This window comes from Kitasatospora sp. NPDC093550 (genome assembly GCF_044764985.1).
Classification (GTDB): domain Bacteria; phylum Actinomycetota; class Actinomycetes; order Streptomycetales; family Streptomycetaceae; genus Kitasatospora.
This window is the reverse complement of the sequence record NZ_JBIWJF010000037.1, coordinates 38,561-58,633: the sequence shown is the minus strand read 5'-3', so window position 1 is coordinate 58,633 and position 20,073 is coordinate 38,561. Positions and strand designations below refer to the sequence as shown.

17 protein-coding genes and 1 riboswitch are annotated in these 20,073 nt (G+C 72.2%); of the genes, 10 read left to right on the top strand and 7 right to left on the bottom strand.

Annotation, left to right across the window (positions count from 1 at the left end):
• The 6 genes from ACIRD3_RS36055 to gcvT form a co-directional block, all read right to left on the bottom strand.
• Positions 1-528, bottom strand: coding sequence for a hypothetical protein (locus ACIRD3_RS36055; protein ID WP_402225159.1), 528 nt, complete (start codon positions 526-528; stop codon positions 1-3).
• Between the two features lie 25 nt (positions 529-553).
• Entirely contained in the window at positions 554-2,350 is a 1,797-nt protein-coding gene (locus ACIRD3_RS36050) for a hypothetical protein (protein WP_402225156.1), read from the bottom strand.
• 159 nt (positions 2,351-2,509) lie between these two features.
• A complete protein-coding gene (locus ACIRD3_RS36045; protein ID WP_402225154.1) occupies positions 2,510-3,877 on the bottom strand; it encodes an L-serine ammonia-lyase in 1,368 nt (455 codons plus the stop codon).
• A gap of 199 nt (positions 3,878-4,076) precedes the next feature.
• On the bottom strand, positions 4,077-5,357 hold the full coding sequence (gene glyA, locus ACIRD3_RS36040; protein ID WP_402225151.1) for a serine hydroxymethyltransferase: 1,281 nt from the start codon (positions 5,355-5,357) through the stop codon (positions 4,077-4,079).
• 84 nt (positions 5,358-5,441) lie between these two features.
• Entirely contained in the window at positions 5,442-5,819 is a 378-nt protein-coding gene (gene gcvH / locus ACIRD3_RS36035) for a glycine cleavage system protein GcvH (protein ID WP_402225150.1), read from the bottom strand.
• A 100-nt stretch (positions 5,820-5,919) separates the two neighbouring features.
• A complete protein-coding gene (gcvT, locus tag ACIRD3_RS36030; RefSeq protein ID WP_402225147.1) occupies positions 5,920-7,041 on the bottom strand; it encodes a glycine cleavage system aminomethyltransferase GcvT in 1,122 nt (373 codons plus the stop codon).
• Between the two features lie 231 nt (positions 7,042-7,272).
• A riboswitch (glycine riboswitch) is annotated at positions 7,273-7,376 on the bottom strand.
• Positions 7,377-7,584: 208 nt separating this feature from the next.
• Here gcvT and ACIRD3_RS36025 point away from each other — a divergent pair.
• The 8 genes from ACIRD3_RS36025 to ACIRD3_RS35990 all read left to right on the top strand — a co-directional run bounded on the left by ACIRD3_RS36025 (position 7,585) and on the right by ACIRD3_RS35990 (position 16,704).
• Positions 7,585-8,388 (top strand): enhanced serine sensitivity protein SseB C-terminal domain-containing protein, encoded by an 804-nt coding sequence (locus ACIRD3_RS36025; protein ID WP_402225145.1) that lies wholly within the window; start codon positions 7,585-7,587, stop codon positions 8,386-8,388.
• A 116-nt stretch (positions 8,389-8,504) separates the two neighbouring features.
• On the top strand, positions 8,505-9,449 hold the full coding sequence (locus ACIRD3_RS36020) for an enhanced serine sensitivity protein SseB C-terminal domain-containing protein (RefSeq protein ID WP_402225142.1): 945 nt from the start codon (positions 8,505-8,507) through the stop codon (positions 9,447-9,449).
• Positions 9,450-9,906: 457 nt separating this feature from the next.
• Positions 9,907-10,896, top strand: coding sequence for an ABC transporter permease (locus ACIRD3_RS36015; RefSeq protein ID WP_402225140.1), 990 nt, complete (start codon positions 9,907-9,909; stop codon positions 10,894-10,896).
• A gap of 54 nt (positions 10,897-10,950) precedes the next feature.
• Positions 10,951-12,711, top strand: coding sequence for an ABC transporter substrate-binding protein (locus ACIRD3_RS36010; RefSeq protein ID WP_402225137.1), 1,761 nt, complete (start codon positions 10,951-10,953; stop codon positions 12,709-12,711).
• 98 nt (positions 12,712-12,809) lie between these two features.
• Positions 12,810-13,820 (top strand): ABC transporter permease, encoded by a 1,011-nt coding sequence (locus ACIRD3_RS36005; protein WP_402225135.1) that lies wholly within the window; start codon positions 12,810-12,812, stop codon positions 13,818-13,820.
• On the top strand, positions 13,817-14,887 hold the full coding sequence (locus ACIRD3_RS36000) for an ABC transporter ATP-binding protein (protein WP_402225133.1): 1,071 nt from the start codon (positions 13,817-13,819) through the stop codon (positions 14,885-14,887). Before ACIRD3_RS36005 ends, ACIRD3_RS36000 begins: the two co-directional genes overlap by 4 nt.
• A gap of 34 nt (positions 14,888-14,921) precedes the next feature.
• A complete protein-coding gene (locus ACIRD3_RS35995; protein WP_402225131.1) occupies positions 14,922-15,998 on the top strand; it encodes an ABC transporter ATP-binding protein in 1,077 nt (358 codons plus the stop codon).
• Positions 15,999-16,044: 46 nt separating this feature from the next.
• A complete protein-coding gene (locus ACIRD3_RS35990) occupies positions 16,045-16,704 on the top strand; it encodes a trimeric intracellular cation channel family protein (protein WP_402225129.1) in 660 nt (219 codons plus the stop codon).
• On the opposite strand, the gene ACIRD3_RS35985 is transcribed toward ACIRD3_RS35990, so the two are convergent.
• Positions 16,610-17,377: an IclR family transcriptional regulator gene (locus ACIRD3_RS35985; RefSeq protein ID WP_402225126.1), complete on the bottom strand. Its 768-nt coding sequence runs from the start codon at positions 17,375-17,377 to the stop codon at positions 16,610-16,612. The genes ACIRD3_RS35990 and ACIRD3_RS35985 overlap by 95 nt on opposite strands.
• Before the next feature lie 209 nt (positions 17,378-17,586).
• On the opposite strand from ACIRD3_RS35985, the gene ACIRD3_RS35980 reads away from it, so the two are divergent.
• On the top strand, positions 17,587-18,768 hold the full coding sequence (locus ACIRD3_RS35980; protein ID WP_402225125.1) for a cysteine desulfurase family protein: 1,182 nt from the start codon (positions 17,587-17,589) through the stop codon (positions 18,766-18,768).
• A gap of 60 nt (positions 18,769-18,828) precedes the next feature.
• The gene (gene mnmA, locus ACIRD3_RS35975) at positions 18,829-19,965 is read left to right on the top strand and encodes a tRNA 2-thiouridine(34) synthase MnmA (protein WP_402225123.1); all 1,137 of its coding nucleotides are present in this window, start codon (positions 18,829-18,831) and stop codon (positions 19,963-19,965) included.
• Positions 19,966-20,073: the final 108 nt, after the last annotated feature.

Below are 20,073 nucleotides of genomic sequence, written 5' to 3'. Positions count from 1 at the left end.
TCAGCCCAGGAACTGCTCGATCGCTTGGGCGACCGACAATGCCGAGGCGAGTCCGGAGACTACCGTGGTCGAGCTCCGGAGGAGGTCGCGGAGTCGTTCCAGCCGGGTGCGCGGGGCGGTGCCGGTCTGTTCGAGGGCCGTGCCGACGACCTCCAGCTCGTGCTCCACCTCGGCCACGCCGTTGCCCTCGGCCCTGGTGAACATCGGCAGGTGGCCGCGCAACTCGGCGATCGCCGCGAGGAGTTCGCGGGCCGAGGCGTTCAGGCGGGTGGAGGCGTCGACGGCCGTGGAATCCGCTCCGGCGGCGACCGCCCCGCCGGTCATCGCGCCGATGGACACCCCGCCGGGCGCCGGGGCGGGGACCATCAGGCCGCGCACCTCCGGCAGGGGGTCCGGTGTTCCGGCCCGCTGCGAGCGGTCCTCCGCGCGGGCGCCGGAGCCCGAGGCGACGGCACCGCCGGTCATCGCGCCGATCGAGACCCCGCCGCTCGGCTGGGACGGGGGAGTGTTCTCCTCGTCGTGCTGCACGTTGCGCTCCTCGTTCCTCAGGTGACTACGAAGACTTCCCGTCGGACGGCGGCGGTGCCGGGGTGCCCGACTGCGCGGTGCCGCCGTTGGTGGCGACCGCGCCGCCGCTCATCGAGCCGATGTGGATCCCGCCCTGCACCACCTGGACCACGGTCTGCTCGAAGCGGTCGGTCTCGTACCCCGACTGCTCCAGCGCGACGCGCAGGCCCTCGATGATCCGCTGCTCGATCGACCTCAGGTACCGCCTGACGTCGAGCTCCTGGAAGATCGAGACGGCCGAGGTGCTGGCGGCCTCACGCAGGGAGACGAGCGGGCGCGCGGCGACCGTCGGAAGGTCCCGGTCGTCGGCCGTCTCGCCCGCGGCCCGGCCGCCGCCCGGGCGCAGCAGCGAGCGCAGCGCGGCCGGTCCGGCGGTGAAGGCGGACATCGCCGGGCGGCGGCCCGGTCGGGTGCCCTGCTGGGCCACCGCGTCCGCCAGCAACTCGTAGTCGCGCCGGACCGGTCCGAGCACGTGCGGGACGACTTCCACCATCAGCAGGTTCCCCTGCGTGTGCACCCTCAACTGGACCGTCAGCACGACCTGTTCGTCCCAGGCGCCGACCCGGACCCGCAGGAAGTGCCGGCGCCGCTCGCCGCCCTCGTCCACCGCCTCGGCGATGTGCCGGGCGATGTCCTCGGGCCCGCGCGGGACGTCGCCGCGCGCCGGGCCGTACGGGAGGTAGACGATGTGCTCGATCTCCAGTTCCCGGAGCCGGTCCAGGCTGGTGTCGGCGGCGGTCTGCCGGAGGGCGGCCAGCCGCGGGACGACCAGGTCGAGGACGACGCGGGCGGTGAGAGCGCCCTCCGGGACCACCGGCCCGGTTGTGCGCCGCTTCAGCTCCAGGGTGAACTGCCAGGCCTTGAAGGGGAATCCGGCGCCGAGGAAGGGGTCGGCCGGGTCATAGACGACGAGTTGTGAGTACTGCTCTTCGGCGATGGCGCGCTGGAGCCGCACATAGCGCGGCCGCGGGGGCAGTCGACGCGGATGGCGGGGGAAGTTCTCCCGGATCAGCTCCTTCCGCAGGACCTGGGCGATCTGCAGGCGGTGCCAGCCCACCGTCGCCGCCAGAGCCAGCGGGAACAGCGTGCCCTCCCAGGCGTCGTCCTTCAGCGTGGCGAACGCCAGTGCCCAGTAGAGGACCCGGGCGATCCCGGCGATGACGGCGAGGAAGCCGCCGAGGGGGTGCCCGGACGCGGAGGCCCGGGAGTCGGCGGGAGCGACGGGGGCGTACAACGCGTGCTGCCGGACCTCCACGGGCTTGGCGTACCAGGACAGCAGACAGACCACGGCGTAGAGGAGGGCGAAGGTCGCGGTGAAGGGCGGCAGGTACGGGGAGAGGGCGTTCCAGACGGTGTCGGACGCGGAATCCCGGCCGTACGGGTCGCCGTAGTAGCCGCTGGTCAGCCCTTCGCCGTAGGCCTTCCAGTGGCTGACGGACGGCGGGTTCCGGATCAGCGTCCAGTAGTCGGTCAGGAAGAAGCCCAGCCAGATCACGGCGAGCGCGGCGCCGGTGCGGAGCTCCAGGGCCCGGGCCCGCAGGGCGTGCGCCAGGACGGTGATCAGGTCGAAGCCCAGGGACGGCGGCACGGACCGCTCGTCGTGCTCGACCAGTTCGGTGATGACGCGCCGGCGGTAGTCCGGGTCGAGGTAGACCCCGGCGCAGAGCAGCCGGGTGGCCTCGGACTTCGCGTACGGCGAGGCCGGTGGCGGCGGTGGCGGCGGTGGCCCGGTGGACGGTACGGGCGGCTCGGCCGCCGGCCCCGGCCCGGTCTGGACGGACATCCGCCTCCCCCTCCGGCGTCAGCCAACTGGCCGAGATTATGGCCTTCCTGACGGACCGTCGGCCAGGGGGAGAGCGAAATCCCCCGGACGGAGTGGAGCTCCGCCCGGGGGCCGGGGCGCACGCGACCGGCGCACGGCCGGCGCCCGGTCAGCCGTGGATCAGCACTCGATGACGTTCACGGCGAGGCCGCCGCGCGAGGTCTCCTTGTACTTGATCTTCATGTCGGCGCCGGTCTCCTTCATCGTCTTGATGGCCTTGTCCAGCGAGACGTGGTGCCGGCCGTCGCCGCGCAGCGCCATCCGGGCCGCGGTGACGGCCTTGACCGAGGCCATGCCGTTGCGCTCGATGCAGGGGATCTGGACCAGGCCGCCGACCGGGTCGCAGGTGAGGCCGAGGTTGTGCTCGATGCCGATCTCGGCGGCGTTCTCGACCTGCTCGGGGGTGCCGCCGAGGACCTCGGCGAGGCCGCCCGCGGCCATCGAGCAGGCCGAGCCGACCTCGCCCTGGCAGCCGACCTCGGCGCCGGAGATGGAGGCGTTCTCCTTGAACAGCATGCCGATGGCGCCGGCCGCGAGCAGGAAGCGGACGATGCCGTCGTCGTCGGCGCCCGGGATGAAGTTCAGGTAGTAGTGCAGGACGGCCGGGATGATGCCCGCCGCGCCGTTGGTCGGCGCGGTGACCACCCGGCGGCCGGAGGCGTTCTCCTCGTTGACCGCCATCGCGTAGAGGGTCACCCACTCCATCGCGTTGGCCGGGCCGATGCCCTCGGCGCGCAGCGCCCGGGCGCCCGAGGCGGCCCGGCGGCGGACCTTGAGGCCGCCCGGCAGGATGCCCTCGCGGGTCATGCCGGCCCGCACGCACTCCTGCATCACGGACCAGATCTCCAGCAGCCCGGTGCGGATCTCCTCCTCGCTGCGCCAGGCCTTCTCGTTCTCCAGCATCAGGCCGGAGATGGACAGCCCGGTCTCGCGGGTGAGCCGCAGCAGCTCCTCGCCGGTGCGGAAGGGGTAGCGCAGCGCGGTGTCGTCCGGCTTGACCCGGTCGGCGCCGATCGCGTCCTCGTCGACGACGAAGCCGCCGCCGACCGAGTAGTAGGTCTTCTCCAGCAGCGTCGAGCCGTCCGCGGCGAACGCCCAGAGGGTCATGCCGTTGGCGTGGTACGGCAGCGAGCGGCGGCGGTGCAGCACCAGCTGGCTGTCCGGGTCGAAGTCGATCGGGTGCTCGCCGAGCAGGTTGATCCGCTTCTCGGCGGTGATCCGCTCGACGTCCTTGTCCGCCTGGTCGACGTCGACGGTGCGGGGCGAGTTGTTCTCCAGGCCGAGCAGGACGGCCTTCGGCGTGCCGTGGCCGTGGCCGGTGGCGCCGAGCGAGCCGTACAGCTCGGCGCGCACACCCGTCACCTGGGCCAGCAGGCCTTCGGACCGCAGTCGGCGGGCGAACATCCGGGCGGCGCGCATCGGGCCCACGGTGTGGGAGCTCGACGGGCCGATGCCGATGGAGAAGAGGTCGAAGACACTGATGGCCACGGGGGACGTCCTTGTCGGGTCTCGTGGAGGGGCTTGCGGGCGGGGCGTGGGGCGGAGCGGGCTGTGGACGGGCGGGGGCCGACACGGGACGGGGCACCGCGCGCACTGTCCAGTGTGCGCGGTGCCCCGGGGTCCCAGGTGCGCCGGCGGGGTGAGGCCGGTCACCTGCGGCCGGTCGTCCACTCCCGGCCGCCGCGGACTACTCCTGGTTGGCCAGGTTCGGGTACAGCGGGTACTTCTCGGCCAGCGCGGTGACGCGGGCCTTCAGCCCGGCGGCGACGGTCTCGTCGAAGGCGGGCTTGAGCGCCTCGGCGATGATGTCGGCGACCTCGCGGAAGTCCTCGGCCTGGAAGCCTCGGGTGGCCAGGGCCGGGGTGCCGATCCGCAGGCCCGAGGTGACCATCGGCGGGCGCGGGTCGTTCGGGATGGCGTTGCGGTTGACGGTGATGCCGACCTCGTGCAGGCGGTCCTCGGCCTGCTGGCCGTCGAGCTGGCTGTTGCGCAGGTCGACCAGGACCAGGTGGACGTCGGTGCCGCCGGACAGGACGGACGCGCCGGCCTCGGCGACGTCGGCCTGCAGCAGGCGCTCGGCGAGGATCCGGGCGCCGTCCAGGGTGCGCTGCTGGCGCTCCTTGAACTCCTCCGAGGCCGCGACCTTGAAGGCCACCGCCTTGCCGGCGATCACGTGCTCCAGCGGGCCGCCCTGCTGGCCGGGGAAGACCGCGGAGTTGATCTTCTTGGCGTACTCGGCCTTGGACAGGATGACGCCGCCGCGCGGGCCGCCCAGGGTCTTGTGGGTGGTGGTGGTGACCACGTCCGCGTAGGGCACCGGGTTCGGGTGCAGCCCGGCGGCCACCAGGCCGGCGAAGTGCGCCATGTCCACCATGAGCAGCGCGCCGACCTCGTCGGCGACCCGGCGGAACGCGGCGAAGTCCAGCTGGCGCGGGTAGGCCGACCAGCCGGCGATGATCAGCTTCGGCTGGTGCTCCTTGGCGAGGCGCTCGACCTCGGCCATGTCGACCTGGCCGGTCTTCTCGTCCACGTGGTACGCGACCACGTTGTAGAGCTTGCCGGAGAAGTTGATCTTCATGCCGTGGGTCAGGTGACCGCCGTGGGCCAGGTTCAGGCCCAGGATGGTGTCGCCCGGCTGGATCAGCGCGAACATCGCGGCGGCGTTGGCCTGCGCGCCGGAGTGCGGCTGGACGTTGGCGTGCTCGGCGCCGAACAGGGCCTTGATCCGGTCGATCGCGATCTGCTCGACCACGTCGACGTGCTCGCAGCCGCCGTAGTAGCGACGGCCGGGGTAGCCCTCGGCGTACTTGTTGGTGAGCACCGAGCCCTGGGCCTCCATGACCGCCACCGGGGCGAAGTTCTCGGAGGCGATCATCTCCAGGGTGGTCTGCTGGCGGTGCAGCTCGGCGTCGACCGCGGCGGCGATCTCCGGGTCGAGGGCGTGCAGGGACTGGTTGAGAACCGTCATGGTGGGGTCTTCCCGGGGGAGGAGGGACGGGGGCCGCGGTGCGGGCGGGCCGGCGTGCGCGCGGCCCGCCCGGTCACGAGCGGGTCAGCTGCTGTGGGTGAGCGCGTCGTACTCGTCGGCGCTGAGCAGCTCGTCGGTGGCCTCGACGCGCACCTTGAACAGCCAGCCGCCCTCGAAGGGGGCGCTGTTGACCAGGCCGTTGTCGTCCAGGACGTCCTGGTTGACCTCGGTGACCTCGCCGGTCACCGGGGAGTACAGGTCGCTGACCGACTTGGTGGACTCCAGCTCGCCGCAGGTCTCGCCGGCGGTCACGGTGTCGCCCACCTCGGGCAGCTGCACGTAGACGATGTCACCGAGCGCGTCCGCGGCGTGCTTGGTGATGCCGACCGTCGAGACACCGTCCTCGGCGGCGGTCAGCCACTCGTGCTCCTTGGTGTACTGCAGGTGCTGGGGGTTGCTCATGGCGTCATTCTCCAGGATGGGAAGCGGGTACGACGAAGCGGGCCGCCGCTCGGACGGCTACGACCTGCGTCTATGGGAAAACCGGGGCCCGACCGGGCGGTCAGCGGGCGCGCTTGTAGAAGGGCAGCGCCACGACCTCGACCGGCTCGTGCTTGCCGCGCACGTCCACCGCGACGGTGGTGCCGGGGGCGGCGTGGGCGGCGTCGACGTAGGCCATCGCGATCGGCCGGCCCAGCGTCGGGGAGGGCGCGCCGGAGGTGATCCGGCCGATCGGGGTGCCGTCGGTGGAGACCACGGTGTACTCGGCACGCGGGACGCGCTTGCCCTCGGAGACCAGGCCGACCAGCACCCGCGGCGGGTTGGCCTCGGCCGCGGCGGCGGCCTGCTCCAGCGCCTTGCGGCCGACGAAGGCACCCCCGTTGGTGGTCTTGTCGAAGCGGACGACCCGGCCCAGACCGGCGTCGAACGGGGTGAGGTCGGTGGACAGCTCGTGCCCGTACAGCGGCATGCCCGCCTCCAGGCGCAGCGTGTCGCGGCAGGACAGGCCGCACGGGATCAGGCCGCGGCCCTCGCCGGCGGCGGTCAGCGCCTGCCAGATCTCCTCGGCGTCGGCCGGGCGGCAGAAGATCTCGAAGCCGTCCTCGCCGGTGTAGCCGGTGCGGGCCAGCAGCACCTCGTGGCCGGCCACCCGGGCCGGGAGGATCGCGTAGTACTTGAGGCCGGGCAGGTCGGCGTCGGTGGTGTCGGCCAGGATCGCGGTGGACTCCGGGCCCTGGACGGCGATCAGCGCGTAGGTGTCGCGGTCGTCGGTGACGACGGCGTCGAAGCCCTTGGCGCGGGCGATCAGCTCGTCGAGGACCAGCTGGGCGTTGGAGGCGTTGGCGACGACCAGGTAGGCGTCCTCGCGCAGGCGGTAGACGATCAGGTCGTCCAGGATGCCGCCGTCCTCGGCGCAGATCATGGTGTAGCGGGCGCGCAGCACGCCGAGCGCGGAGACGAAGCCGACCAGCGCGTGGTCCAGCATCTCGCCGGCCTGCGGGCCGGTGACGGTGATCTCGCCCATGTGGGAGAGGTCGAACAGACCGGCCTTGGTACGGACGGCGAGGTGCTCCTCGCGCTCGCTGCCGTAGCGCAGCGGCATGTCCCAGCCGGCGAAGTCGGTCATGGTCGCGCCGAGGGCGCGGTGCAGCGCGTCGAGCGCGGTCAGGCGGAGGGACGACATGGCCAGGAACTCCTCGGTCGGGGCACTCAGGGGTGCACGCACCGGACCGGACCCGCTCGGGGGCCGACCCTGCGCGCGGGCATGCGGCGGCGTGGGTCTCCCCATCTGTCGTCGTACCTGAGAGCTTCACCGCCCCGCCGGCCCACAGCTGTTTCCAGCTTGGGGGACAGCATGGCGGCTTGCACCGTGGGTGGGCGCGCGACATGGCCGTGCGCCGCTTTCCAGATGTGCCTAACCCGTGCGGTAGGGGGGCCTGAGAGATTCCGGGGAGGACTTGCTCCTTCGGCGCCGGCCGTGCCGATGAGCGGCACTCCGGGCTCTCCCGCGCGGGTTCGAGCGGCCGGTATGGAGTTGTGGGGCCCGCGGCGCATGCCGTCGGACGCGCACATCATGGCACGTCCGCGCGGAGGAGGGGAGGGGGGACCCGGTCACACGGTGCCGTCCCGAACACGAGGCCCATTCCCACCGGCCCCCGGGCCCTAGACTGCTCCGCGTCGGCGCAGCAGAGGGCGGCCGACCGGCAGAGGGCGGAATCGGCGGCGCATGGGGTACCCGGTGGAGCAGCAGCAGGGGTGGGGCGGTCCGGACGGGATGCCCGCGGGCGGCTCGTGGCCGGCCAACGAGCTGGAGCAGGTGCTGACCTCGGCCCTGGGCGACCCGGGGGCGACGCCGCGGGTGATCGAGGTGCTGGCCCGCAGCCGGGTGTGGGTGCCGCTGCCCGCCGGGGCCGACCCGCAGGGGCAGTCCCTGGACCTGCCGATCATCGAGCTGGGCGGCGACCCGTACGTCCCGGTGTTCTCCTCGCAGGAGGTGTTCCTGCAGCACGCGCCGGGGCTGGCCTTCGCGATCGCGCCGGTCTGGGAGTTCGCCCGCGGGCTGCCGCTCGGCGTGGGCATCGCGGTGAACCCGGAGGCGCCGGTGGGCATCCCGGTGCCGCCGCAGGGCGTGGCCGAGCTGCGCCGGGGGCCGCGCGAGGACCGCTGGGAGGGCGCCGAGGACCCGGCCGCGCCGACCGGCGGCCGGGTGGCGCTGCGCGAGCCGGTGCCGGGCGAGGACCCGGAGCACTTCCTGGCCGCCTGCCGGGCCGAACTCTCGGCCCTTCCCGGGGTGTTGACCGCCCGCCGGGCGCTGGCCAGCATCGAGGGCGAGCCGACCGTGATGTTCGTGGGCGTCCAGTTGGATCCGGCGGCCCCGGCCGACCCGGCCGCGGTGAACGACGCGCTCGGCCGGGCGCTGGGAACCGCGCCGCTGCCGGGGGGCGTCCACCTCGTACTGCTCGACCTCGCCGACGACCCGGTGGTCGAGTGGCTGCTCACCCGGGTCATGCCTTTCTACACGCGGGTGTGAGCGGGGTTTGTTCGTAGGCACGTCGCCGTGGCGGTGGCCGGTGCCGCGCCATAGGGTGCGTGCAGACGGCCGACGGGCCGGCGGGTTCGAGGAAAGAGGCGCGGCGAGGTGGGCGCATGAGTGCGGGAACGGGAGCGGGCGGGCCCTGGGGCCAGGCGCCGGCCGGGCACCCGGGAGCTGACCCGGGCGCGTTGGAGCAGGCCCTGCGCGAGGTCGCGCCGGAGCGCTACGACGCGTACGAGCGGCTGCTGCACGCGCTCGCCGACGGCCGGGTCTGGATGCTGCTCTGGCACGGCACGCCGGGCAGTCCGGACGCGCAGTACGGGAACATGGAGATCAGCGGCCACGGCTACGCGCCGGCCGTCACCTCGCCCGAGCAGCTCGCCGCCTCCGGCTGGGCGCGGGCCCACGAGGTCATCTCCGGCCGGGAGATCGCCGCTTCGCTGTACCGCACCCGCTGGGGCCTGTGGCTCAACCCGCACGCGCCCGGCGGGGGTGTCGGCGTGCCCTGGGCGGACCTGCGGCGGATCGCCGCGGGCCTGGACCGGCTGCCGGCCGGGCCACTGAAGCTGAGCGAGCCGCAGGTCAACGCCCAGCAGTTCTTCGCGCTGCTGGAGCGGCAGGCGAGCGAGGTGCGCGCGGTGCGGGCGCTGCGCCGGGCCTGGGTGCAGCCTGCCGTGGGGGAGCCGTACCTGGCGATCGGGCTGGACCTGTACGAGAGTTCGCCGCCGGCGGTGGAGGCGGTGCGCGCGCTGATGCAGCGGGCGATCGCGGTGGCCCCGGAGGGGCTCGCGGTGTCCACGGTGGCGATGTCGGACGAGTACGACCCGGTGGCGCTGTGGATGCGCGCCAACGCGCGGCCGTTCTTCGACCGGGAGGCCGGACGCCCGGCGACCGGCCCGTACCCGCCGGTGCCGCCGCCGGCGTACCCGGCCCACTCGATGCCGGGGCAGCCGATGCCGGGGCAGTCGGCACCCGGGTACGCGTACGGCACGCAGCCGCCCGCGCCGGGCTGGCAGCAGCAGCCCCAGCGGCCGTGGCCCGGCTACCCCGGGCGCTGACCGGAAAACCGCCGCTCGCCGAAATCCCCACGAAGCCGACTTGATTGTCCGTCAAGTCGGCTTCGATGCTTTCCGGACGAATTTCCCCTTGGTCCGTGCGGTCATCTTGACATGCCTGTAACAGCCATGTGAAGAGCTATATGCCGGAGATCGGGGAGGTGCATGCCTGCAGATCACAGTTGGGCATCTGTCGGTTGTCAGGTCTGGCGTAAGCCAAGTCGCATGGCAGAGAGTTCTGCGCAACGCACCGCGCATTGGAACCCCACAAAGGTGAGCGCGCACGCCGACCCGCTCGCCCACGCGACGCCCATCCCGCGTGGTGGCAGCACCTGTGCACGACGCGCTGCCACGAAACACCCGCTCCTCCTAGCACCTTTCGCACGTCCGCAGCCGCACCGCCGAAGCCGGCGACCGGCACCCGTGGGCCGGCCACCGTCGGCGAGGGGACCAACTGACCATGACCGCATCCGTGACCACCGCCGGGAACGAGCCGGAGGCAGCAGCCGCCGCCGGCCCGGCCAAGAAGATCGAGGGCCGCTCCCTCGGCCAGATCGCCTGGACCCGCTTCAAGCGGGACAAGGCCGCCGTCGCCGGCGGCGTCGTGGTGATCCTGCTGATCCTGCTCGCCGTGCTGGCCAAGCCGATCGAGTCGGTGTTCGGGCTCGACCCGGACGCCCTCCACCAGGACCTGCTGGACCCCGACCTCGGCGGTCTCCCGCTCGGCGACTGGGGCGGCATGAGCGGGGACCACCCGCTCGGCATCGACCCGCTGCAGGGCCGTGACCTGCTCACCCGGGTCATCGAGGGCTCCTGGGTCTCCCTGCTGGTCGCCTTCGGCGCGACCGTGCTGTCCAACACCATCGGCACCGTGCTCGGCATCATGGCCGGCTACTACGGCGGCTGGGTGGACACGCTGATCAGCCGCGTCATGGACGTCTTCCTCGCCTTCCCGCTGCTGCTGTTCGCGATCGCGATCTCGACCTCGCTGCAGGGCGGCGCCTTCGGCCTGCACGGCCTCCCGCTGCACATCATGGTGCTGATCTTCGTGATCGGCTTCTTCAACTGGCCCTACATGGGCCGGATCGTGCGCGGTCAGACGCTCTCGCTGCGCGAGCGGGAGTTCGTGCACGCGGCCCGCAGCCTCGGCGCCCGCGGCCCGTTCATCCTGTTCAAGGAGCTGCTGCCGAACCTGGTCGGTCCGATCCTGGTCTACTCGACCCTGTTGATCCCGACCAACATCCTCTTCGAGGCAGGGCTGAGCTTCCTCGGCGTCGGCATCCAGCCTCCGCAGGCCTCCTGGGGCGGGATGCTCCAGGACGCGATCCGGTACTACCAGGTGGACCCCCAGTACATGGTGGTCCCCGGTCTGGCGATCTTCATCACCGTGCTCGCCTTCAACCTGCTCGGCGACGGGCTGCGCGACGCCCTCGATCCCAAGAGCAACTGACCCAGCGTCAGGATCCTCCACCGCCTCCACATCCTCAAGGGGTTGATCTCTCCCATGCGTAGGTCCCGTACCGTCGCCCTGACCGCGGCGGCAGCCGCCGCGGTCCTGGTCGTGACCGGCTGCAACAGCTCGACCAAGAAGAGCGACGACAGCTCGTCCTCCGCTGCCGGCGGTGGCGCCAACGCGGCCACCAAGGGCATCGTCAACGCCTCGGACAAGAAGGGCGGGACGGTCACCTTCGAGATGAAGGGCACTCCGGACTCGCTCGACCCGGGCAACACGTACTACGCGTACATCTACAACTTCTCGCGCCTGTACGCCCGCCCGCTGACCACCTTCAACCCGGCCGCCGGCGAGGAGGGCAACAAGCTCGTCCCGGACCTCGCCGAGTCGATGGGCCAGCAGAGCGCGGACGGCCTGACCTGGACGTACAAGCTGCGCAAGGGCCTGAAGTACGACGACGGCACCCCGATCACCTCGAAGGACGTCAAGTACGCCGTCGAGCGCTCCAACTTCGCGCCGGACGTGAACTCCAACGGCCCGACCTACTTCCACGACCTGCTGGTCGACAACGAGACGCCGTACGCGGGCCCGTACAAGGACAAGACCGGCGACCTCAAGTCGATCGAGACGCCGGACGACACCACGATCGTCTTCCACCTGCAGCACCCGTTCGCGGACTTCGACTACCTGGTCAGCGCCCCGCAGACCGCGCCGGTGCCGCAGGCCAAGGACACCGGTGCCGACTACGTCAAGCACATCGTGTCCTCGGGCTCCTTCAAGTTCGAGTCCTACGAGGACGGCAAGCAGGCCGTCCTGGTCCCGAACACCAACTGGGACAAGAGCACCGACCCGATCCGGAAGCAGCTGCCGGACAAGATCGTGCTCAAGATGAACATCGACCAGGCCACCATCGACAAGGACCTGCTGGCCGGCAACGCCCAGGTCGACCTGGTGGGCGGCGGCGTCGACCCGCAGACCCAGGCGCAGATCCTGCAGAACCCGAAGCTGAAGGCCAGCACCGACAACGCCTACGGCGGCCGCCTGGTCTACATGGCGATCAACTCCAAGGTCGCGCCGTTCGACAACGTCGACTGCCGCAAGGCCGTCCAGTTCGCGATCGACAAGGTCTCGGTGCAGACCGCGGTCGGCGGCCCGATCCGCGGCCAGATCGCCAACACGGTGCTCCCGCCGGACATCCCGGGCCACCAGGACTTCAACCTGTTCGAGACCAAGGACAACAAGGGTGACGAGGCCAAGGCCAAGGACGCCCTGAAGGCCTGCGGCAAGGACAGCATCAACACCGTCATCTCGGCCCGCACCGAGCGCGCCACCGAGGTCGCCGCGGCCACCTCGATCCAGGCCGCGCTCAAGAAGGTCGGCATCAACGCCGAGATCCAGCAGTACCCGCAGGGCAAGTACCTGACCGACAGCGCCGGTGCCCCGCAGTTCACCCAGGACCACAACATCGGTCTGATGATGATGCAGTGGGGCGCCGACTGGCCGACCGGCTACGGCTTCCTGCAGCAGATCGTCGACGGCCGCGCGATCAAGGCCTCCGGCAACAGCAACCTGTCCCAGCTGAACGACCCCGCGGTCAACAAGCTGATCGACGACGCCGCCGTCAACCCGGACAAGGCCGCCCGCGAGAAGATCTACGGCGACATCGACAAGAAGGTCATGGAGCAGGCGGTCATCGTCCCGCTGACCTACTTCAAGGTCTTCCTGTACCGCCCGGACAACGCCACCAACCTGGCCTCCACCGCGGCGTTCTCGGGTGAGTACGACTACCTGAACATCGGCACCACCAAGTAAGAGCCTGGCTCCGCATCCCTGAAGGCAGGTGAAGGCAGCGGCGCCCGCCGCCGTCCGGAGGATCCCGGACGGCGGCGGGCCGCCGGAGCCGCCCAACTGTGTTTGCCTACATCATCCGCAGGATCTTCGCGGCGGTGCTGCTGCTGCTGGTCGTCAGCGCGGTCACCTTCGCGATCTTCTTCCTGCTCCCGCGCGTCGCCGGCGAGACGGCCGACCAACTGGCCGCCCAGTACATCGGGAAGAACCCCTCACCCGAGGCGATCGCCGCGGTCAAGCAGAACCTCGGCCTCGACAAGCCGCTGTACGCCCAGTACTGGGACTTCCTCAAGGCCCTGGTCAGCGGCGCCGAGTACAAGTTCGGGCCGGAACCGGCCACCTGCCACGTGCCCTGCTTCGGCTACTCCTTCAAGAACCACCTGGAGGTCTGGCCCGAGCTGTCCAAGCGGATCCCGGTCACCATCTCGCTCGCCATCGGCGCGGCGGTGCTCTGGCTGGTCTCGGGCGTCGCCACCGGCGTCGTCTCCGCCCTCAAGCCGCGGTCGATCTTCGACCGGCTCTCCATGGGCGTCGCCCTCGCCGGCGTCTCGCTGCCGGTCTTCTTCACCGGTGCGCTGCTGCTGACGCTGTTCAGCTACGAGTGGCCGATCCTGGACAACCTGCAGTACGTGAACTTCACCGACGACCCGCTGATGTGGGCCCGCAACCTGATCCTGCCGTGGATCTCGCTGGCCTTCCTGTACTCCGCGCTCTACGCCCGGCTCACCCGCGCCGGAATGCTGGAGACCATGAGCGAGGACTACATCCGCACCGCCCGGGCCAAGGGCCTGGTCGAACGCAAGGTCGTCACCCGGCACGGGCTGCGCGCCGCGCTCACCCCGATCGTCACCATCTTCGGCATGGACCTCGGTCTGCTGCTCGGCGGTGCGCTGATCACCGAGCAGGTCTTCTCGCTCCAGGGCGTCGGCCAGTTCGCCGTCCAGGCGATCTCCGACAACGACCTGCCCAAGATCCTCGGCGTCACGCTGCTCGCCGCCTTCTTCATCGTCGCCTGCAACCTCGTGGTCGACCTCCTGTACGCCCTCGTCGACCCCCGCGTGAGGCTCTCGTGACCGACCTCCAGAAGACCCCGGCGGACGCCGTGCAGAACCCGACCGGCGAGCCCTTCCTCTCCGTGCGCGACCTGCGGATCCACTTCGACACCGACGACGGCCTGGTCCGCTCGGTGGACGGGGTCAGCTTCGACCTGCACAAGGGCCGCACCCTCGGCATCGTCGGCGAGTCCGGCTCCGGCAAGTCCGTCACCTCGCTGGGCATCATGGGCCTGCACCGCTCCAAGCGGGCCCGGATCAGCGGCGAGATCCGGCTGAACGGCGAGGACCTGATCGCGGCCGGCCCGGACCGGGTGCGCCAACTGCGCGGCCGCGAACTGGCGATGATCTTCCAGGACCCGCTGACCGCGATGCACCCCTACTACACGGTGGGGCAGCAGATCGTCGAGGCCTACCGGGTGCACCACCCCCAGGCCAGCAAGAAGCAGGCCCGGGCGCGCGCCGTCGAGATGCTCGACCGGGTCGGCATCCCGCAGCCCGACCGCCGGGTCGACGACTACCCGCACCAGTTCTCCGGCGGCATGCGCCAGCGCGCGATGATCGCCATGGCCCTGGTCAACGACCCCTCGCTGCTGATCGCCGACGAGCCCACCACCGCCCTGGACGTCACCGTCCAGGCGCAGATCCTGGACCTCATCCGCGACCTCCAGGAGGAGTTCGGCTCCGCCGTCATCATCATCACCCACGACCTCGGGGTGGTCGCCGAACTGGCCGACGACATCCTGGTCATGTACGGCGGCAAGTGCGTCGAGCGCGGACCGGCCGAGACCCTCTTCGACGCGCCCGAACACCCCTACACCTGGGGCCTGCTGGGCTCGATGCCGCGCCTGGACCGGGAGCTGCAGGACCGGCTCGTGCCGGTCAAGGGCACCCCGCCCAGCCTGATCAACGTGCCCACGGGCTGCGCCTTCCACCCGCGCTGCCCGTACGCCGAGCTGACCGGCGGGCGCTCCACGAGCGAGGTCCCGGTCCTGGCCGAGGCCGCGCCCGGGCACTACGCGGCCTGCCACCTGCCGGCCGCGGAACGGCACCGCGTCTTCGCCGAAGAGATCGCCCCCCGGCTGTGAGCCCGGCCTCGTACCACCTTTCTGGAGAGAACCGATGACGGACACTCAGGCGGCACCGATCCCGTCGCCGGCCCCCGCCCCCGACCGCGAGCCGCTGCTGAGGGTGACCGGCCTGACCCGGCACTTCCCGATCCGCAGCGGGCTGCTGCGGCGCCAGACCGGCGCGGTGCGGGCCGTCGACGGCATCGACTTCACCGTCAACGCCGGCGAGACGCTCGGCGTCGTCGGCGAGTCCGGCTGCGGCAAGTCGACGATGGGCCGACTGGTCACCCGGCTCGACGAACCGACCGGCGGGAAGATCGAGTTCGAGGGCACCGACATCACCCACCTGAGCGTCGGGGCGATGCGGCCGCTGCGCCGCGACATCCAGATGATCTTCCAGGACCCGTACTCCTCGCTGAACCCGCGGCACACCGTCGGCACCATCGTCGGCGCGCCGTTCAAGCTGCAGGACGCGGTGCCGGAGGGCGGGCTCAAGAAGGCCGTCCAGGAGCTGCTGGAGCTGTGCGGCCTCAGCCCCGAGCACTACAACCGCTACCCGCACGAGTTCTCCGGCGGCCAGCGCCAGCGCATCGGCATCGCCCGGGCGCTCGCGCTCAAGCCGAAGATGATCGTCGCGGACGAGCCGGTCTCCGCACTGGACGTCTCCATCCAGGCCCAGGTGGTCAACCTGCTGGACGACCTCCAGCAGGAGCTCGGCCTGACCTACCTGATCATCGCGCACGACCTCTCGGTGGTCCGGCACGTCTCGGACCGGGTCGCGGTGATGTACCTCGGCAAGGTCGTGGAGATCGCCGACCGGGACTCGCTCTACCGCAGCCCGATGCACCCGTACACCAACGCGCTGATGTCCGCCGTGCCGGTCCCCGACCCGCGCCGCCGCCAGCGCGCCGGGCGCGAGCGGATCCTGCTCACCGGCGACGTGCCCTCCCCGATCAACCCGCCCAGCGGCTGCCGCTTCCGCACCCGCTGCTGGAAGGCGCAGGACGTCTGCGCCGCCCAGGAGCCGCCGCTGGTGGCGCTGAAGACGGGGCACCAGGTGGCCTGCCACTTCCCGGAGAACGCCCCCGAGACGGCCGCCGGGAAGACGCCGGAGGCGGCCGTCTCCTGAGCCCGCATGCGGAGGGGAGGGTTCCGGACAGGTCATAGTTGTTCCCGTGACCTCGCAGATCTTCCCCTCCGACGTGCAGCAGTCGCTGGACCTCGCCGGCATCTTCGTCTTCGCCCTCTCCGGGGGGCTGCTCGCCGTCCGCAAGAACATGGACATCTTCGGGATCTGCGTGCTGGCGGAGGCCACGGCGCTCGGCGGCGGGGTGATGCGCGACCTGGTGATCGGGGCCACCCCGGTCGCCGCCTTCACCAACCTGGGCTACTTCCTGACCCCGCTCGCGGCCGCGCTGGTGGTGTTCTTCCTGCACCCCGAGGTCGAGCGGATCAACCGCGCGGTGCAGGCCCTGGACGCCCTCGGGCTCGGGCTGTTCTGCGTCACCGGCACCGCCAAGGCGCACGACTACGGCCTCGGCGCGGTCGCGGCCATCGCGCTCGGCATGGTGACCGCGGCCGGCGGCGGCGTGATCCGCGACGTGCTGGCCGGGGAGATCCCCTCGCTGCTGCGCTGGGACCGGGAGATCTACGCCGTCCCGGCCCTGGTCGGCGCCGCCCTGGTCGCGACCCTGATCGCGGCCGACCGGCTCACCGGCCTGACCGGAACCGCCGCCGCGCTCACCGCCTTCGGGCTGCGGATGCTCGCCCTGCGGTACGGCTGGCGCGCCCCGCGGGCCTGGCACCGCAACGGTTCTCGCACCAGCGAGGAGTAGGCGAGCCGCCGTACGCGAGCGAGATCGCCTCGGCCGTGCAGAGCAGCTCCGGCACCATCCGGGCCAGTTCGGCCGCCGCCGCCCGGCCGGCCGGAGCGCTCAGCGCGCAGGCCGCGACCGTCCGGCCGCCACTGCCCGCGACCGGCGCGGCCACGCAGGCCACCGCCTCCCGGTGCTCGGCGGACTCGGCCGCCCAGCCCCGGCGGCGCACCGCCGCCAGCTCCGGCTCGTCCTGCGCGCCGTCCGCCGGCAGGCCGGCGAGCAGCACCCGGCCCACCGCCGTGCCGGTCACCGGGGCGCGGCGCCCGATCCGGGACGGACCGGCGTCGGCCGGCCCGGCCACCTCGTCCAGGTACAGCACCTCGCCGTCGTGCAGCACCGCGAGCCGGACGGTGAACCCGCAGCGGGCGTTGAGCGCGGCCAGGTACGGCGCGGCCACCTGCCGGACGTCGAAGTCCTCCAGCGCCCGTTCGGCCAGCGACAGCACCCGGCCGCCGAGCCGGTAGCGCAGGTCGGGCTGGCGGCGGGCGAAGCCGTGCTCCTCCAGGGTGCGCAGCAGCCGCAGCGCGGTGGACTTGTGCACCCCGAGGCTGCTCGCGGCCTGGTCGAGCGAGAGCGGAGCCTCGCCGAGCGCGCCGAGCAGGGTCAGCGCGCGGTCGACCGACTGCGCCATGGCGCCCCCCGTGGATCCGGCTGAGAACTGGGGCGTCAGGCTAACCGCTGGGGGGCGTAGTGGTACAAACCGGTGCCGGACACCGACGTCCGTCATTGGTACAGACCACTGCCGGGGTGCCGGCCGGTGACCGGCCCGTACGCGCGGTGGCCGGATCGATGCGCAGGACTGGAGGGCCGCGCCCCGCGGCCCTCTACAATCGGATGGTTATGCCATACCTGGACCATGCGGCGACCACGCCGATGCTGCCCGAGGCGATCGCCGCGATGTCGGCGCACCTGGGGGTGGTCGGCAACGCCTCGTCCCTGCACGCGGCCGGCCGCCGGGCCCGCCGGGTGGTCGAGGAGGCCCGCGAGTCGCTGGCCGACTCGCTCGGCGCCCGCCCGAGCGAGATCGTCCTCACCGGCGGCGGCACCGAGTCCGACAACCTGGCCGTCAAGGGCCTCTACTGGGCCCGCCGGGACGCCGACCCGGCCCGCACCCGGGTGCTGTGCAGCCCGGTCGAGCACCACGCCGTGCTGGACGCGGTGCACTGGCTCTCCGAGCACGAGGGCGCCGAGGTCGAGTACCTGCCGGTGGACGAGTACGGCCGGGTGCACCCCGAGGCCCTGCGCGCGGCGATCGAGCGCGACCCCTCCTCGGTTGCGCTGGCCACCGTGATGTGGGCCAACAACGAGGTCGGCACCGTCCAGCCGGTGCGCGAACTCGCCGCCGTCGCCGCCGAGTACGGCGTCCCGATGCACGCCGACGCGGTGCAGGCGCTCGGTCAGGTCCCGGTCTCCTTCGCCGACTCCGGGCTCACCGCGCTCACCGTCACCGGCCACAAGATCGGCGGCCCGTTCGGCATCGGCGCCCTGCTGCTCTCCCGCGGCGCCACGCCCGTACCGCTGCTGCACGGCGGCGGCCAGGAGCGCGACGTCCGCTCCGGCACCCTGGACGCCCCCGGCGCGGCCGGCTTCGCGGCCGCCGCGGCCTGGGCCGTGGACCACCGCGAGGAGCACGCCGTCACCCTCGGCGCACTGCGGGACTCCCTGGTCTCGGAGGTGCTGGCCGCGGTGCCGGACGCGGTGCTCAACGGCGATCCGAAGAGCGGGGGCCGGCTGCCCGCCAACGCCCACTTCTCCTTCCCCGGCTGCGAGGGGGACGCGCTGCTGATGCTGCTGGACGCGGCCGGCATCGAATGCTCCACCGGCTCGGCCTGTACGGCCGGGGTGCCGCAGCCCAGCCACGTGCTGCTCGCCATGGGCGTCGACCCGCTGCTGGCACGCGCCTCGCTGCGGTTCTCGCTCGGCCACACCTCGACCCGGGCGGACGTCACGGCGCTCGCGGAGGCCATCGGCCCGGTGGTGCAGCGGGCCCGCAACGCGGGCCTGGCGTCGGTGCGGCGGTAGGGCCCGTGGATTCCGTACGGGGCCGGGCATGGCCGGTGGCCCCGTACGCTTGTACTCACCATGACTGACTTCCCGGGTGCCCCGACCACTCCGTCCACCGGCCGCCTGCGCGTGCTCGCGGCGATGTCCGGCGGAGTCGACTCCGCCGTCGCCGCCGCCCGCGCCGTCGAAGCGGGCCACGAGGTGACCGGCGTCCACCTGGCGCTGTCCGCCAATCCGCAGTCCTTCCGCACCGGCGCCCGCGGCTGCTGCACCATCGAGGACTCCCGGGACGCCTGGCGGGCCGCCGACGTGATCGGCATCCCGTTCTACGTCTGGGACCTGGCGGAGCGGTTCCGCGAGGACGTCATCGACGACTTCGTCGCCGAGTACGCCGCCGGGCGGACCCCGAACCCCTGCCTGCGCTGCAACGAGAAGATCAAGTTCGCCGCGCTGCTGGACAAGGCGGTCGCGCTGGGCTTCGACGCCGTCTGCACCGGCCACTACGCCCGGATCGTCGACCTGCCGGACGGCTCGCGCGAGCTGCACCGGGCGGTGGACGGCGCCAAGGACCAGTCGTACGTCCTCGGCGTGCTCGACGCCGACCAGCTCGCCCACTCCCTCTTCCCGCTCGGTGACACCACCAAGGAGGAGATCCGGGCCGAGGCCGAGCGCCGGGGCCTCGCGGTGGCGAAGAAGCCGGACAGCCACGACATCTGCTTCATCGCCGACGGCGACACCCAGGGCTTCCTGGCCAAGCACCTCGGCACGGCGACCGGCGACATCCTGGACGTCGACGGCACCAAGCTCGGCGAGCACGACGGCGCGTACGGCTTCACCATCGGCCAGCGCAAGGGCCTGCGGATCGGCCGCCCGGCGGCGGACGGCAAGCCGCGGTACGTGCTGGACATCTCCCCGGTGAACAACACCGTGACGGTCGGCCCGGTCGAGGGCCTGGACGTCACCGGGCTCACCGCCATCCGCCCCCGCTGGTGCGGCACCGAGCCGCTCGCCGACGGCCGCTACACCGCCCAGCTCCGCGCCCACGGCGAGGAGGTGCCGGTCTCCGCCTCGGTGGTCGACGGCGAGCTCCGGGTGCGGCTGGACACCCCGGTCCGCGGCATCGCCCCCGGCCAGGCCGTGGTGCTCTACGACGGCACCCGGGTCGTCGGCTCCGCGACCATCGCCACCACCGAGCGCCCGGCCGTCACCGCCTGAGCCCCTTCGACCTCCGCGGCCCGGTCCTCGACCCGTCGAGGCCCGGGCCGGGCCGTATCCCGGGGCCGTATCCCGACCTCCGTCCCCGACCTGCATCCCGGATCGGTC